13 protein-coding genes are annotated in these 14,816 nt (G+C 73.3%); 11 read left to right on the top strand and 2 right to left on the bottom strand.

The window, feature by feature from the left end; translation table 11 throughout:
• Window positions 1-371 precede the first annotated feature (371 nt).
• Window positions 372-1,397, bottom strand: coding sequence for a DUF1775 domain-containing protein (locus O7602_RS17965; protein WP_281583790.1), 1,026 nt, complete (start codon window positions 1,395-1,397; stop codon window positions 372-374).
• Window positions 1,398-1,600: 203 nt separating this feature from the next.
• On the opposite strand from O7602_RS17965, the gene thrS reads away from it, so the two are divergent.
• From thrS to O7602_RS17945, 4 genes are all read left to right on the top strand, one after another.
• Entirely contained in the window at window positions 1,601-3,613 is a 2,013-nt protein-coding gene (gene thrS / locus O7602_RS17960; RefSeq protein ID WP_281583789.1) for a threonine--tRNA ligase, read from the top strand.
• 114 nt (window positions 3,614-3,727) lie between these two features.
• On the top strand, window positions 3,728-4,273 hold the full coding sequence (locus O7602_RS17955) for an HIT domain-containing protein (RefSeq protein ID WP_281583788.1): 546 nt from the start codon (window positions 3,728-3,730) through the stop codon (window positions 4,271-4,273).
• Window positions 4,274-4,391: 118 nt separating this feature from the next.
• Window positions 4,392-5,012: a hypothetical protein gene (locus O7602_RS17950; protein WP_281583787.1), complete on the top strand. Its 621-nt coding sequence runs from the start codon at window positions 4,392-4,394 to the stop codon at window positions 5,010-5,012.
• A 155-nt stretch (window positions 5,013-5,167) separates the two neighbouring features.
• Entirely contained in the window at window positions 5,168-6,226 is a 1,059-nt protein-coding gene (locus tag O7602_RS17945) for an aldo/keto reductase (RefSeq protein WP_281583786.1), read from the top strand.
• Here the strand turns inward: O7602_RS17945 and O7602_RS17940 are convergent.
• Complete coding sequence (locus O7602_RS17940; RefSeq protein ID WP_281583785.1) at window positions 6,223-8,382, bottom strand: elongation factor G-like protein EF-G2; 2,160 nt, start codon at window positions 8,380-8,382, stop codon at window positions 6,223-6,225. The two genes, O7602_RS17945 and O7602_RS17940, sit on opposite strands and share 4 nt — an antisense overlap.
• A 252-nt stretch (window positions 8,383-8,634) precedes the next feature.
• On the opposite strand from O7602_RS17940, the gene pgsA reads away from it, so the two are divergent.
• From pgsA to O7602_RS17905, 7 genes are all read left to right on the top strand, one after another.
• Window positions 8,635-9,255: a phosphatidylinositol phosphate synthase gene (pgsA, locus tag O7602_RS17935; RefSeq protein ID WP_281583784.1), complete on the top strand. Its 621-nt coding sequence runs from the start codon at window positions 8,635-8,637 to the stop codon at window positions 9,253-9,255.
• Window positions 9,252-10,184: a phosphatidylinositol mannoside acyltransferase gene (locus O7602_RS17930; RefSeq protein WP_281583783.1), complete on the top strand. Its 933-nt coding sequence runs from the start codon at window positions 9,252-9,254 to the stop codon at window positions 10,182-10,184. Before pgsA ends, O7602_RS17930 begins: the two co-directional genes overlap by 4 nt.
• Before the next feature lie 8 nt (window positions 10,185-10,192).
• Window positions 10,193-11,353: a glycosyltransferase family 4 protein gene (locus O7602_RS17925; RefSeq protein ID WP_281583782.1), complete on the top strand. Its 1,161-nt coding sequence runs from the start codon at window positions 10,193-10,195 to the stop codon at window positions 11,351-11,353.
• Between the two features lie 32 nt (window positions 11,354-11,385).
• Window positions 11,386-11,904, top strand: coding sequence for a hypothetical protein (locus O7602_RS17920; protein WP_281583781.1), 519 nt, complete (start codon window positions 11,386-11,388; stop codon window positions 11,902-11,904).
• 515 nt (window positions 11,905-12,419) lie between these two features.
• The gene (gene pdxS / locus O7602_RS17915) at window positions 12,420-13,268 is read left to right on the top strand and encodes a pyridoxal 5'-phosphate synthase lyase subunit PdxS (protein WP_281590375.1); all 849 of its coding nucleotides are present in this window, start codon (window positions 12,420-12,422) and stop codon (window positions 13,266-13,268) included.
• An 80-nt stretch (window positions 13,269-13,348) separates the two neighbouring features.
• Complete coding sequence (pdxT, locus tag O7602_RS17910; protein ID WP_281583780.1) at window positions 13,349-13,954, top strand: pyridoxal 5'-phosphate synthase glutaminase subunit PdxT; 606 nt, start codon at window positions 13,349-13,351, stop codon at window positions 13,952-13,954.
• 106 nt (window positions 13,955-14,060) lie between these two features.
• Complete coding sequence (locus O7602_RS17905) at window positions 14,061-14,810, top strand: YebC/PmpR family DNA-binding transcriptional regulator (protein WP_281583779.1); 750 nt, start codon at window positions 14,061-14,063, stop codon at window positions 14,808-14,810.
• The last annotated feature ends 6 nt before the right edge of the window (window positions 14,811-14,816 follow it).

The raw sequence follows: 14,816 nt of genomic DNA, 5'->3' as shown, positions 1-14,816 counted from the left end.
CCGTCTTGATGCCCCCGGTGCTCGGGAGACGTCGGTAGGCCGGACGCCAGTTCGGTGATGTGGCGGTATCCGACCACCGGCGATGCCCCCACTTCACCGAACTGGTGTTGATCATGGCCAAACGATCACCGCCCGCGCTTCCTCGCACGAGACCCGGCCGGAGAGCAGGCCACCGTGCGGCCGGTTGCCCGTTTTCACGCCTGTGCGGCGTCCCGACGAGACCAGGTGACTTGGAAGCAAAACGCCCCTCCAGGGGCCATTTGCCGACAAGATCTCAGACTTCGGCGTCGATCACGGAGTTCCTATGGAAGATCGGCAGGAGTCGAACGTCTTCCTGCGAGCACTCGTTCGTCGTCGTCGAGCTGGGGTCATCATGCGCGCGAGCGCGCCGCGCCGGCGGAGACGGGTTCGTCGGCGGAAGCACGCTTGCCCGCCGGGGTCGCCTGGGACGTGTCGCCGTGACCGGGGGTGAGGTCGTCAGGGGTGAGGTCGTCAGGGGTGAGGTCGTCAGGGGTGAGGTCGTCAGGGGTGAGGTCGTCGGAGGCGGAGGCGGAGGCGGGTGAGGCGGGGGCGTCGGAGGCGGAGGCGTCGGGGCTGGCGGGGTCGGGGTCGGACGGGAGCGCCAGGGTGGTGCGCCGGCGGCGGCTGAGCAGCCAGCCGATCGCGGCACCGCCGGCCAGGCCGGCGAGCAGGCCGCCACCGAGCAGCAGGTCCGCGCTCGGGCCGTCGTCGGCCGCCTCGGTCACCGGGCCCGCGGCGGCGCCGCCCGGCGCGGCGCCGTCCTGGCCGCTGCCCGCAGCACCGTGGCCGGCGTGGCCACCGCCGGCCGCACCGGCGTCGCCGCCGTGCGTGGCGGTGCCCGGCAGCGGCGGCAGCAACGGCACCGTCGGCGCCGGGTGTGCGCCGCCGGCCGGGTCCGTCCAGCGGACCACCGTGCCATCGGCGTACGTCTGCACGACGGTGAAGGTGAGCAGGTCGGTGGCCGGCATCGGCCCCATGCCCAGCGGCAGCCGGGCCGCGCCGGTGCCGGCGCCGGGTGCCCGTAGCCAGGTCACGGCTTCGGTCACCTGGTTCAGTTCGGAGGTGTGGATGCCCGCCACCGGCTGATCCAGGTCGCGGGTGGTGATGGTCGGCCCCCAGTCCGGCACGGACATCGGGTAGACCTCGCCGATCGGGGCGTCCGGCGGCATGGTCAGCTCGATCTTCGTGGTCCGGGTACCGGGTCGATCCGCGGGCACCACCACGGACAGTTCGATCGCGTCGCCCTGGTGCACCTCGCCGGGGGAGGTCGTCACGGTCACGCCGGCGGCGCTGGCCAGGCCCGGCCAGCCCACGGCTCCGGCGAGCGCGGCGGCCAGCAGCGACGCCGCCCACCGGCCCTGACGGGTCATCCTCATCGTCGTCCCCATCCTTCTCGACTGGGGTCGGTACCGGCTCCGGCCCCACCTGGTAGTTCGGTCGGGACGGCGGAAAGGTTCAACGCCCGGCGGAACTCGTGTCGCGCCGGGCCCGGCGTCGGCGGCGGCGCGGGTCCGGGCGACCGATAGCATCGCAGGGGCCGGTCACCGGCAGATCCGTACCGTCGACGACAGGAGTCACCGTGTCCGCACCCCGTACCCCCGTCGTGGCCGACCCCGTCGTCGTCGCCGCCGGGACCACGGCGGCCGACGCGGTGGCCGCGGCCGGCCTGCCCACCACCGGGCCGAAGGCGATCGTGGTGGTCCGCGACCCGCGGGGTCAGCTCCGCGACCTGGACTGGATGCCGGCCGAGGAGACCACGGTCGAGCCGGTGGCGTTGAGCAGCCCGGCGGGCCTGGAGGTGCTGCGCCACTCCACCGCACACGTGCTGGCGCAGGCCGTGCAGGACGTCTTCCCGGAGGCGAAGCTCGGCATCGGTCCGCCGATCGAGAACGGTTTCTACTACGACTTCGGCGTCGACAAGCCGTTCCAGCCCGAGGATCTGGCGAAGCTCGAGAAGCGGATGCAGGAGATCGTCAAGTCCGGCCAGCGGTTCCGCCGTCGCCGCTTCGCCGACCTGGACGAGGCCCGGGGCGAGCTGGCCGCCGAGCCGTTCAAGCTGGAGCTGATCGAGGTCAAGGGCGAGGGGCTGGACTCCTCCGAGGTGATGGAGGTGGGCGGCGGCGAGCTGACCATCTACGACAACCTCGCCGCCAACGAGGACAAGGTCTGCTGGTCGGACCTGTGCCGGGGCCCGCACCTGCCGAACACCCGGCTGATCGGCGCGTTCAAGCTGATGCGTTCCGCCGCCGCCTACTGGCGCGGGTCGGAGAAGAACCCGCAGCTCCAGCGGGTCTACGGCACCGCCTGGCCGACCCGGGACGAGCTGAAGGCGTACCTCAAGCTGTTGGAGGAGGCCGCCCGGCGCGACCACCGCAAGCTCGGCGCGGACCTCGACCTGTTCAGCTTTCCCGACGAGATCGGCTCCGGCCTGCCCGTCTTCCACCCCAAGGGTGGCGTGCTCAAGCGGGTGATGGAGGACTACGTCCGCACCCGCCACATCGAGGAGGGCTTCCAGTACGTCGGGACGCCGCACATCTCCAAGGAAGGTCTCTTCCACACCTCGGGACACCTGCCCTACTACAAGGACACGATGTTCCCGCCGATGGAGATGGAAGGCAGCGACTACTACCTCAAGGCGATGAACTGCCCGATGCACAACCTGATCTACCGGTCGCGCGGGCGGTCCTACCGGCAACTGCCGATCCGGCTGTTCGAGTTCGGGTCGGTCTACCGGTACGAGAAGTCGGGCGTCATCCACGGGCTGACCCGGGTGCGCGGCTTCACCCAGGACGACTCGCACTCCTACTGCACCCGGGAGCAGGCTCCGGCGGAGATCAAGCACCTGCTCGGCTTCGTGCTGAGCCTGCTGCGTGACTTCGGCATCGACGATTTCTACCTGGAGCTGTCCACCCGCGACGACTCCCGGCCGGACAAGTTCGTCGGCACCGACTCCGACTGGGCGACGGCGACCGAGGTGCTGGAGCGGTGCGCGCTGGAGACCGGCCTGGACCTGGTCCCCGACCCGGGTGGCGCGGCGTTCTACGGCCCGAAGATCTCCGTGCAGGCCAAGGACGCCATCGGCCGCACCTGGCAGATGTCGACGATTCAGTACGACTTCAACCAGCCGAAGGGCTTCGGGCTGGAATACCAGGCGGCCGACGGCACCCGCCAGCAGCCGGTGATGATCCACTGCGCGAAGTTCGGGTCGATCGAGCGGTTCATCGGCGTGCTCACCGAGCACTATGCGGGCGCGTTCCCGGCCTGGCTCGCGCCGGTGCAGGTGGTCGGCATCCCGATCCGCGACGAGCACGGCGACTACCTGGAGGAGTTCGCCGGCACGCTGCGTCGGCACGGGATCCGGGCCGAGGTCGACCTGGGTGACGACCGGATGCAGAAGAAGATCCGCAACGCCCAGCAGCAGAAGATCCCGTTCATGGTGATCGCCGGCGACGACGACGTGGCCGCCGGCACGGTCTCCTTCCGCTACCGGGACGGCTCGCAGCGCAACGGCGTACCGCTCGCCGAGGCGGTGGCGCACGTCCGCGAGGTGACCGAGTCCCGCACCAACAGCGCCCCCACCGCCGAGGTGTAAGGCGGGGGCCCCGCTTAACGCCTCCGGTAGAGGTACGCCACCCGCTTGACCGGGCGGCCACGGTTCGGCGGCGCGGTTCGGCGGGGAGGTGGCGCGGATCGTAGGATCGCCTGTGTGACAGGGGCGGAGCGGCACGCGGACGATGGCCTGGCGGACGGGCTGGAACGGCTCTGGACGCCGCACCGGATGACCTACATCTCCGGCGAGGACCGGCCCGAGGGGGGTTACGAGAAGCCGACCGGCTGCCCGTTCTGCCTGGCCCCGGGCCGCCCACCCGAGGAGAGTCTGGTGGTCGCCCGGGGTGCGCACGTGTTCGCGGTGCTCAACCTCTATCCGTACAATCCCGGCCACCTGCTGGTCTGCCCCTACCGGCACGTGGCCGACTACACGGAGCTGGACGCGCCGGAGACGGCCGAGATGGCCGCGTTCACGAAGGACGCCATGCGGGTGGTCCGGCAGGTGTCCAGCGCGCACGGGTTCAACCTGGGCATGAACCAGGGCGGCGTGGCCGGTGCGGGCATCGCCGCGCACCTGCACCAGCACGTGGTGCCCCGCTGGGGTGGGGACGCCAACTTCATGCCGGTGATCGGCCGCACCAAGGTGCTGCCGCAACTGCTCACCGACACCCGCGACCTGTTCGCGAAGGCCTGGCCGGCCTGACTGCTCGGCCCGCCGGGCCGCCGCGGTTCGACCGGCTCGGCCCGCCGGGCCGCCGCGGTTCGACCGGCTCGGCCCGCCGGGCCGCAGCGGTGAGCCCCTCGACAGTACGATCTTGCGCATGGCTCTGCTGCACCGCGCGGAACTGCGCCCCACGAAGCTGGAACTGCTCGTCGGATGGCTGCCCGGCCGGCCGTGGTTCGCCGGCGAGGCCGGCGCTCCGGTCACCCGAGTGGCCGCCTACCGGTTCGACGACCCGGCCGGCGCGGTCGGCATGGAGACGCTGCTCGTGCGCGCTGGCGAGGGGCCGGTGCTCCAGGTGCCGCTGACCTACCGGGGCGCCCCGCTGGCCGGCGCGGACCGTTTCCTGGTCGGCACCGTGGAGCACTCGGTGCTGGGCCGCCGCTGGGTGTACGACGCCGCCGGGGACCCGGTCTACCCGCCGGCGTTGGCCGCCGCGGTGCTCGCCGACGCCGGCCAGGCGGAGGAATACTTCGAGGTCGACGGCGTACGGCAGGTGCGGGAGCCGAGCATGACCCTGTCGGGCAGCCGCACCGACCGGGCGTTGCCGGCCGGGCCGGTCGACGAGGTGGTGGACGGCGACCCGACGCTGATCCGGGCCGGGGGTGTCGAGTTGGCGCTGGTCCGGCGGCCCGTCCCGGCCGACCACTCGGCGGCGGGCCGGCTCGTCGGCGCGTGGTCCGGACAGGACGGCCCGGTGCTGCTGGCCTTCGCCGGCTGAGCACGGGTGCCGCGGGCCCGCGCCGGGTACTTCGGGCTTGGCCGACACATCTCACACCGCGACTGCCGGTGGGTGGCATCACGGAGAGTGGCGAGCGCCGGATGCCTGAGTGACGAAAAGGCCCACGGTTGCCGGGAAAGTGACAGGATGCGGCGATGGCAGTCAGCACGCGGTCGCTGGGACGTAGCGGCATCGAGGTGAGCGCCCTCGGCATGGGGTGCTGGGCGATCGGCGGCCCGTGGGCGGAGGGCGCCCGCCCGTTGGGCTGGGGTGCGGTCGACGACGACGAGTCGGTGCGGGCGCTCCGCCGCGCCATCGACCTCGGCGTGACGCTCTTCGACACCGCCGACACGTACGGGGCCGGGCACGGCGAGCGGGTGCTGGGGCGCGCCCTGGCCGGCCGGCGGGACGACGCGGTGATCGCCACCAAGTGGGGCTACACGTTCGACGAGCACAGCCGGCAGGCCACCGGGGAGAACGCCTCCCCGCAGTACCTGCGCCGGGCGGTGGTCGACTCGCTGCGCCGGCTGGACACCGACCGGATCGACCTCTACCAGTTGCACCTGGGTGACCTGCCGCTGCCCCGTGCCGAGGCGCTGATCGGCACGCTCGACGACCTGGTGGCCGACGGCCTGATCCGGGCGTACGGGTGGAGCACCGACCGGACCGACCGGGCCGCCGCGTTCGCCCAGGTCGCGCAGGGCGCCGTCGCCGTGCAGCACGCGCTGTCGGTGCTCCGGGACGCCCCGGCCATGCTGGCCGCCTGCGAGAAGCACGACCTGGCCAGCCTGGCCCGGGGGCCGCTCGGGATGGGGCTGCTCACCGGCAAGTACACGCCGGAGTCGACGCTGCCCCGTGACGACGTACGCGGTCTCGGACCGAACTGGCTGGAGTGGTTCCGCGGCGGCCGGCCGGCCCCGGAGTGGCTGCGCCGGGTGGCCGCCGTCCGGGGCGCGCTGACCGCCGACGGTCGCACCCTGGCGCAGGGCGCGCTCGGCTGGATCTGGGCGCGCAGCGACCGGGCGGTGCCGATCCCCGGCGCCCGCACGGTCGCCCAGGTCGAGGAGAACGCCGCCGCGCTGGCCCGGGGTCCGCTCGAACCGGACCACTTCGCCGAGGTGGAGCGGCAGCTCGCGGCGGTACGCTCGGCCGCCCGCCGGGACGCCGACCGCCCCCACTGGCCGATGCCCCCCGTCCCCGCCGTCCGCCCCTAACCGGTGGTGGCTTCCTTGCGGGCCTGGTCGGCCAAGTGGGTGGGCATGGGGTCGTGGCGGGCGAACTCGCGCCGGAACGTGCCGGTGCCGGCGGTCATCGCGCGTAGCTCCACCGCGTAGCGCAGCAGTTCGGTGGCGGGCACCTCGGCCCGGACCAGGGTGCGGCCCTCGGCGTCCGGGTCCGGCTCGGTGCCGAGCACCCGGCCGCGCCGGCCGGACAGGTCGCCCATGACCGCGCCGACCGAGGAGTCGGGGATCCGGACGGTGATCTCGTCGACCGGCTCCAGCAGCGTCGGCTGGGCCTTCTCGGCGGCGTCGCGCAGCGCCAGCGCGCCCGCGGTCTGGAACGCGGCGTCGGACGAGTCGACGCTGTGCGCCTTGCCGTCGACGAGCGTCACCCGCAGGTCCACCACCGGGTGGCCGGCGACCAGGCCGCGTTCCATCTGCGCCCGGACGCCCTTCTCCACCGACGGAATGTAGTTGTGCGGGACCGCGCCGCCGACCACCCGGTCGACGAACTCGAAGCCGGCGCCCCGGGGCAGCGGCTCCACCTCGATGTCGCAGACGGCGTACTGGCCGTGGCCGCCGGACTGCTTGACGTGCCGGCCGTGGCCCCGGGCGGCGGCGGTGACCGTCTCCCGCAACGCCACCCGCACCGGCTCGGTGTCCAGCTCGACGCCGCCGCCGCGCAGCCGGTCGAGGACCACGTCGGCGTGCGCCTCGCCCATGCACCAGAGCACCAGCTGGTGGGTTTCCGGGTTGCGCTCCAGCCGCAGCGTCGGGTCGCCGGCGACCAGCCGGGACAGGTTGCGCGCCAGCGCGTCCTCGTCGGCCCGGCTGCGCGCCACGATCGCCACCGGCAGCAGCGGCTCCGGCATCTCCCAGGGCGCGATCAGCAGCGGCTCGTCCTTGGCGGAGACGGTGTCGCCGGTCTCCGCGCTGCCCGACTTGGTGATCGCGCAGAGGTCACCGGCGACGCAGGCCGGCACCTCGCGCAGCGTCGCGCCGAGCGGGCTGTAGACGTGCCCGACCCGCTCGTCGGCGTCGTGGTCGGGGTGGCCGCGCTCGGCCAGGCCGTGCCCGGACACGTGGATCACCTGGTCGGGGCGGAGCGTGCCGGAGAAGACCCGGACCAGCGAGACCCGTCCGACGTGCCGGTCCACCGTCGTCTTGACCACCTCGGCGACCAGCGGGCCGGCCGGGTCGCAGGTCAGCGGCGGGCGGGGTGAGCCGTCCAGGCCGGTCACCGCCGGCAGGTCGTGCTCCAGCGGCGACGGGAACGCCGCGACCAGGCCGTCGAGCAGCGCGTCCAGGCCGACGCCGGTCTCCGCGCAGACCGGCACCACCGGGTAGAAGTGGCCGCGGGCGACGGCCGTCTCCAGGTCGGTGATGAGCACCTCGGGGTCGATCTCCTCGCCGCCGAGGTAGCGGTCCATCAGGGTCTCGTCCTCGCTCTCCGCGATGATCCCCTCGATCAGCTCGTCCCGGGACTCCTGGATGGCCGGCAGGTGCTGCGGGTCCGGCTCGCGCACCGCCGCCGGCAGCCCGGTGGAGTAGTCGAACACGCGGCGGGTGATCAGCCCCATCAGCCCGGCCACCGACTCGCCGTCGTCGCCGAGCATCGGCAGGTAGAGCGGAAGCACGTTGTCGCCGAAGACCCGCTGGCAGAGCGCCACCGCCTCGTCGAAGTCGGCGCGCGGGTGGTCCAGCCGGGAGACCGCCACCGCGCGCGGCATGTCCACCGCGGCGCACTCCTCCCAGAGCGCGGCGGTCGCGGCGTCCATCCCGTCCACCGCGGAGACCACGAACAGCGCCGCGTCGGCGGCGCGCAGCCCGGCGCGCAGCTCGCCGACGAAGTCGCCGTAGCCGGGCGTGTCCAGCAGGTTGACCTTGACGTCGCGGTGGACCAGCGGGGCGCAGGCCAGGCTCACCGAGCGCTGCTGGCGTACGGCCGCCGGGTCGTGGTCGCAGACCGTGGTGCCGTCGGTGACGTCGCCGGCCCGGCCGATCGTGCCGCTGGCCGCGAGCAGCGCCTCGACCAGGGTGGTCTTGCCGGCGCCGGAGTGCCCGACGAGCACCACGTTGCGAACCCTGCCGGGCTCGGTCACCACCGGCGCGCCGCCGGTGACACCCTTCTCGTGACTCTTCTGCGCCATCGCGGCGCACCTCCCTCAACCGGTGGTGGTGGCGACCGCCGCGGGCGACGGGGGAGCGGACCCCGGTGGGCGCCGCGGCGATATCTTCCGGTGGTCCCCCACGGGACGGGCACGGGGACCGGTGATGCGGTGAACTGGCTCACCCCTCACGCTCGATCTCACACCCGCGCCGGTGCCGGCACAAGGCCCGCCGGGCGGGTCGCACGCCCGGCTGTGTGCCCGGCCGCTGCCGGCCGTTATCGTGGGACCGCCATGGCGAAGATCTTCCAAGTGACGGCCCGGGCGGGCATGACCCGCATCGTGGAGCCGATCGCGCGCGGACTGCTCCGCGCGGGCGTGTCCCCCAACGCGGTGACCGTGACCGGCACCGTCGGCGTGCTCGTCGGCGCGCTCGGCTTCGGCGCGCGTGGCCACCTGGTCGCCGGCGCGCTGATCGTCACGGTCTTCGCCCTCACCGACCTGCTCGACGGCACGATGGCCCGGATGAGCGGCGGGTCCACCCGGTTCGGTGCGTTCCTCGACTCGAGCATGGACCGGGTCGCCGACAGCGCGGTGTTCGGCGCGGTCGCCTACTGGCTGGCCACCCAGCACCAATATTCCGGGGTGGCCGCCGCGCTGATCTGCCTGGCCGCGGGCGGGCTGGTCTCCTATGTCAAGGCCCGCGCCGAGGGGCTCGGCATGAGCGCCAACGTCGGCGTCGCCGAGCGCACCGAGCGGCTGCTCATCGTCGGCGTCGGCGGCCTGCTCACCGGCGTCGGCCTCGACCCGGCCCTGGAGGTCGCGCTCTGGCTGCTCGCCGCCGTCTCGATCTTCACGGTGGGGCAGCGGATGACGCACGTCTACCGGCAGGCCCAGCGGGTCGGCGTCGAGTGAACCTCACCGAGGCGGGCTTCGTCGCGGGCTGGCGCCTGATCCGCGCCCTGCCCCGGCCCGTCGCGGCCGCGGCCTTCCGGGCGGGCGCCGACCGTGCCCACCGCAAGGACGGCGGGGGTACGCGTCGACTGCGCGCCAACCTGCGCCGGGTGGTCGGCCCGGACCTGCCCGACGCGGAGCTGGACGTGCTGGTCCGCGCCGGCCTGCGCTCGTACGCCCGCTACTGGCTGGAGGCGTTCCGGCTGCCGGGCCTGAGCCGGGCGGAGATCCTCGCCGGGTTCCGCCTCGACGGCGCGGAGCTGCTCGCCGCCGACGTGGCGGCCGGGCGGGGGGCCGTGGTGGCGCTGCCGCACGCCGGCAACTGGGACGCCGCGGGCGCCTGGGTGGCGGCCACCGGCTGGCCGATGACCACCGTGGCGGAGCGGCTGCCGGACGGCGTCTACGAGCGGTTCGTCGGGTTCCGGGAAGGGCTGGGGATGGAGATCCTGCCCAACCGCGGCGGCGCGCGGCCGGCGTTCGACGTGCTGGTGGACCGGCTGCACGCCGGTTACGTGGTGCCGCTGCTGGCGGACCGGGATCTGTCCGCCCGGGGTGTGGAGGTGGACTTCTTCGGCGGCCGGACCCGGATGCCACCCGGCCCGGCGTTGCTGGCGCTGCGCACCGGCGCGCCGCTCTACGTGGCGTCGATGTGGTACGAGCCGGACGCCGCCCACGCCGCGATCGAGGGCCCGCTGGCGCTGCCGGATCCGGACAGCGCCCCGCTCGACGCCCGGGTCCGGGTGGTGACACAGCGGATAGCCGACGGACTGGCCGCGGGCATCGCCCGGCATCCGCAAGACTGGCACATGTTGCAGCGGATGTGGCTGGACCAGGGGCCGGGCGGGGCGTCGACGTCGACGCCGCCACCGGCCGCCACCGGGACGGTCTAGGGGGCGCCATGCGGATCGGCATCGTGTGCCCGTACTCCTTCGACATTCCGGGCGGGGTGCAGAACCATGTCATGGACCTGGCCGAGGCGCTGCTCGGGCTCGGCCACGAGGTGAGCGTGCTGGCCCCGGCCGACGAGGACGCGACGCTGCCGCCGTACGTGGTGTCGGCGGGTCGGGCCGTGCCGCTGCCCTACAACGGGTCGGTGGCCCGGATCGCCTTCGGCCCGGTGTCGACCGCCCGGGTACGCCGGTGGATCAACCGGGGCGACTTCGACGTGCTGCACGTGCACGAGCCGCTCACGCCGAGCCTGTCGATGCTCGCGGTGCTCTGCGCCCGCGGCCCGGTGGTGGCCACGTTCCACACCGCGATGACCCGGTCCCGGGTGCTCTCCGCGGCGCAGGGCGTGCTGCAGATCCTCCTCGAACGGATCACCGCCCGGATCGCGGTGAGCGCGCTCGCCCGCAAGATGCAGGTCGAGCACATGGACGGCGGGGCCGTGGAGATCCCCAACGGGGTGGCGGTGGCGAAGTACGCCGGGGTGCCGCCGCTGCCGGACTGGCCGGGGGAGTGCGCGCCGGGCCGCGGCGGCACGCTCGGATTCCTGGGCCGGTTCACCGAGCCGCGCAAGGGCTTCCCGATCCTGTGCGACGCGTTCGTCGCGCTCGCCCCGCACCGACCCGGGCTGCGCCTGCTGGTGGCCGGGCCGGGCGACGCCGACGAGCTGTACGGCCGGTTCCCGGCCGATCTGCGTGACCGGGTCACGTTCCTCGGCCTGGTCTCCGAGGCGGACAAGGCGCGCATGCTGCGCAGCGTGCACCTCTACGTCGCGCCGAACACCGGCGGGGAGTCCTTCGGGATGATCCTCACCGAGGCGCTCGCCGCCGGGACCACGGTGGTCGCCAGCGACCTGGACGCGTTCCGCCGGGTGCTCGACGGCGGCCGGGCCGGCCGGCTCTTCCCGACCGGGGACGCGGCGGCGCTCCGGGCCGCGCTGACCGAGCTGCTCGACGACGACGACCGGCGGGCCGGGCTGACCGGCTGGGGCGACCAGGTGGCGGCGAGTTTCGACTGGCCCGTGATCGCTCGTCGCGTGCTGGAGGTGTACGCAGCCGCGATCGAGGCCACCGACGGCCGGGTCATGGACCAGGAATGGGCGGGGCTGGGCTGACCAGGCCGGCCGGGATGAGGAGCAGCACTACGATGCCGGGCATGTGGTGGGTGGTGGGCGCGGTCCTGGCGGTCGGGCTGGTCTCGGCGTACCTCATCTGGACCGCCGGCCGGGTGCAGCGGTTGCAGATCCGCGCGGAGTCGGCGTCCCGCGCGCTGGAGGCGCACCTGCTGCGCCGCGCCGCCGCCGCCGCGGTCCTGGCCGAGCAGCGGTACGGCGTGGAGTTGTACGGCGTGGAGCTGTACGCGGCGGCCCGGATCGCGTTGGATGCCGTCCCGGAGGAGCGCGAGGCGGCCGAGAACGACCTCACCCGGCAGTTGCGCGCGGTGCGGCTGGATCCGGCGGACCCGGCCTGCGGCGCGGTGATCGCGGCCAGCCGGCGGTTGGCGCTGGCCCGGCAGGTGCACACCGACCTGGTCCGGGACGCCCGCTCGGCCCGGGGCCGACCCGTGGTGCGGCTGTTCCGGATGGGGCGGGGACGGGAGTGGCCCCGCTACTTCGACATCGACGACCCCACGGTGGTCCCACGCGCCGACGTCCCCACCGGCTGAGCGCCGCGGCTTTCTGCCGACGGCTGTGCCCACCGGTTTGCGGCTGTGCTCCCTGGCTGAGGACCGTGTCCGCTGACTGGCGGTCCCGGCCGTCCGCCGCCCCTCGGGCTTCCCTGGCCGATTATCTGCCACCGGGCGGCCACCCCGCGGCATCGGATGACCTTCTTCGGCGCCTAGAAACTTGATGGCGTAGGTGGATCAGCGAGGAATCTCGGCCGATCCATTCACGTCATCAAGTTTCTAGGCGCCCAGTCGGCACCTGTTCGGCCACCGCGCTGCCGCCGCACCGCGCTGCCGCCGCACCGCCGGGCGCGCCGCACGCCGTGACGGCGGCCACAGGGCAGTCCACCGGGGGGCCGATTGGCTGTCGGAGCGGCGTCGCGCCGGTCGTAGCATTCTGCGCAGCCACCGTGACAGCACGCCCGTCACCGCACGCCGAGGAGCGATGAACCGTGTCTGATTCCCCCTCCCCGACCACCGACGCCGCCGTCGGCACCGCCCGCGTGAAGCGCGGCATGGCCGAGATGCTCAAGGGCGGCGTGATCATGGACGTGGTCACCCCCGAGCAGGCGAAGATCGCCGAGGACGCCGGCGCCGTGGCCGTGATGGCGCTGGAGCGGGTGCCCGCCGACATCCGCGCCCAGGGCGGAGTGTCCCGGATGAGCGACCCGGACATGATCGACGGCATCATCGCGGCCGTCTCCATCCCGGTGATGGCCAAGGCCCGGATCGGCCACTTCGTCGAGGCGCAGGTCCTCCAGGCGCTCGGTGTGGACTACGTCGACGAGTCCGAGGTGCTGACGCCGGCCGACTACGCCAACCACATCGACAAGTGGGCGTTCACCGTGCCGTTCGTCTGCGGCGCGACGAACCTGGGCGAGGCGCTGCGCCGGATCACCGAGGGTGCCGCCATGATCCGCTCGAAGGGCGAGGCGGGCACCGGGGACGTCTCCAACGCCACCACCCACATGCGGAAGATCCGGCAGGAGATCCGCCGGCTCCAGACCCTGCCGGCCGACGAGCTGTATGTCGCGGCGAAGGAGTTGCAGGCCCCGTACGAGCTGGTCAAGGAGGTCGCCGAGGGCGGCAAGCTGCCGGTCGTGCTGTTCACCGCCGGCGGTATCGCCACCCCGGCGGACGCGGCCATGATGATGCAGCTCGGCGCCGAGGGCGTCTTCGTCGGTTCGGGCATCTTCAAGTCCGGCAACCCGGCGCAGCGGGCCGCCGCGATCGTCAAGGCGACCACCTTCCACGACGATCCCGACGTGCTGGCGAAGGTCTCCCGCGGCCTGGGCGAGGCGATGGTCGGCATCAACGTCGACGACATCCCCCAGCCCCACCGCCTGGCCGAGCGCGGCTGGTGAGGTGTAAGGCGGGGCCCCCGCTTAACGCTTTCGGTAGAGGCGGGGGCCCCGCTTAACACCCGGTGAGAGGAGCGACGCGCGTGACCGTACCCGTGATTGGTGTGTTGGCCCTTCAGGGTGACGTGCGCGAGCATGTCGCGGCGCTTGCGGGCGTGGGCGCCGACGCGCGGCCGGTGCGCCGGCCGGGCGAGCTGGACGCGGTCGACGGCCTGGTGGTGCCCGGCGGCGAGTCGACCACGATCAGCAAGCTGGTGGACATCTTCGAGATGCGCGAGCCGATCGACAAGCGGATCGCGGGCGGGATGCCGGTCTACGGCTCCTGTGCCGGCATGATCATGCTGGCCACCGAGGTGCTGGACGGCCGCCCCGACCAGCGCGGCTTCGCCGGCATCGAGATGACCGTCCGGCGCAACGCGTTCGGGCGCCAGGTCGACTCGTTCGAGGCGCCGGTGGCGCTCACCGGGGTCGACGGCGCGCCGTTCCACGCGGTGTTCATCCGCGCGCCGTGGGTCGAGCGGGTCGGCGCGGGCGTCGAGGTGCTCGGCCGGGTGACCGAGGGCCCGGCCGCCGACCGGATCGTCGCGGTCCGGCAGGGAAATCTGCTGGCCACCTCGTTCCACCCGGAGCTGACCGGCGACCTGCGCCTGCATCGCCTCTTCGTGGACCTGGTCCGGGCCGCCGCCTGACGAGCGCCCGTGGGTGCCTCTCAGCCGTGGCCTCGGTAGGATTGCCGGGTTCGGCTCCGGCGAGGGCTGCCGACGCAGGGCGTGGATCACTAACGGAGGTACTCAGATGTCCGGCCACTCAAAGTGGGCGACCACCAAGCACAAGAAGGCCGTGATCGACGCCAAGCGCGGCAAGATGTTCGCCAAGCTGATCAAGAATGTCGAGGTGGCGGCCCGCACCGGCGGCGGCGACCCGGCCGGCAACCCCACCTTGTTCGACGCCATCCAGAAGGCGAAGAAGAGTTCGGTCCCGAACGACAACATCGACCGCGCGGTCAAGCGCGGCTCCGGCCTGGAGGCCGGCGGCGCCGACTGGCAGACGATCATGTACGAGGGGTACGGCCCGAGCGGCGTGGCGATGCTGATCGAGTGCCTCACCGACAACCGCAACCGCGCCGCCACCGAGGTACGCACGGCGCTCACCCGCAACGGCGGCTCGCTCGCCGACGCCGGCTCGGTGTCGTACATGTTCTCCCGCAAGGGCGTGGTGATCGTGCCGAAGGCCGGCACCAGCGAGGACGACGTGATGATGGCCGTGCTGGACGCCGGCGCCGAGGAGGTCAACGACCTCGACGAGGCGTTCGAGGTGATCTCCGAGCCGGGTGACCTGCTCGCGGTGCGCACCGCCCTCCAGGACGCCGGCATCGAGTACGAGTCGGCCGAGTCCTCCCTCGTCCCCAGCGTGAACGTGCCGCTTGACGAGGACGGCGCGCGCAAGATCTTCAAGCTGATCGACGTGCTTGAGGACTGCGACGACGTGCAGAACGTCTACGCCAACTTCGACGTCTCCGACGAGGTCCTGGCCGCCGTCGGCTGACCCCGT

This window comes from Micromonospora sp. WMMD1128 (genome assembly GCF_027497235.1).
In the GTDB taxonomy this organism is placed as follows: Bacteria; Actinomycetota; Actinomycetes; order Mycobacteriales; family Micromonosporaceae; genus Micromonospora.
The sequence above is the reverse complement of the archived record's forward strand: the minus strand, read 5'-3'. Positions and strand labels throughout refer to the sequence as shown.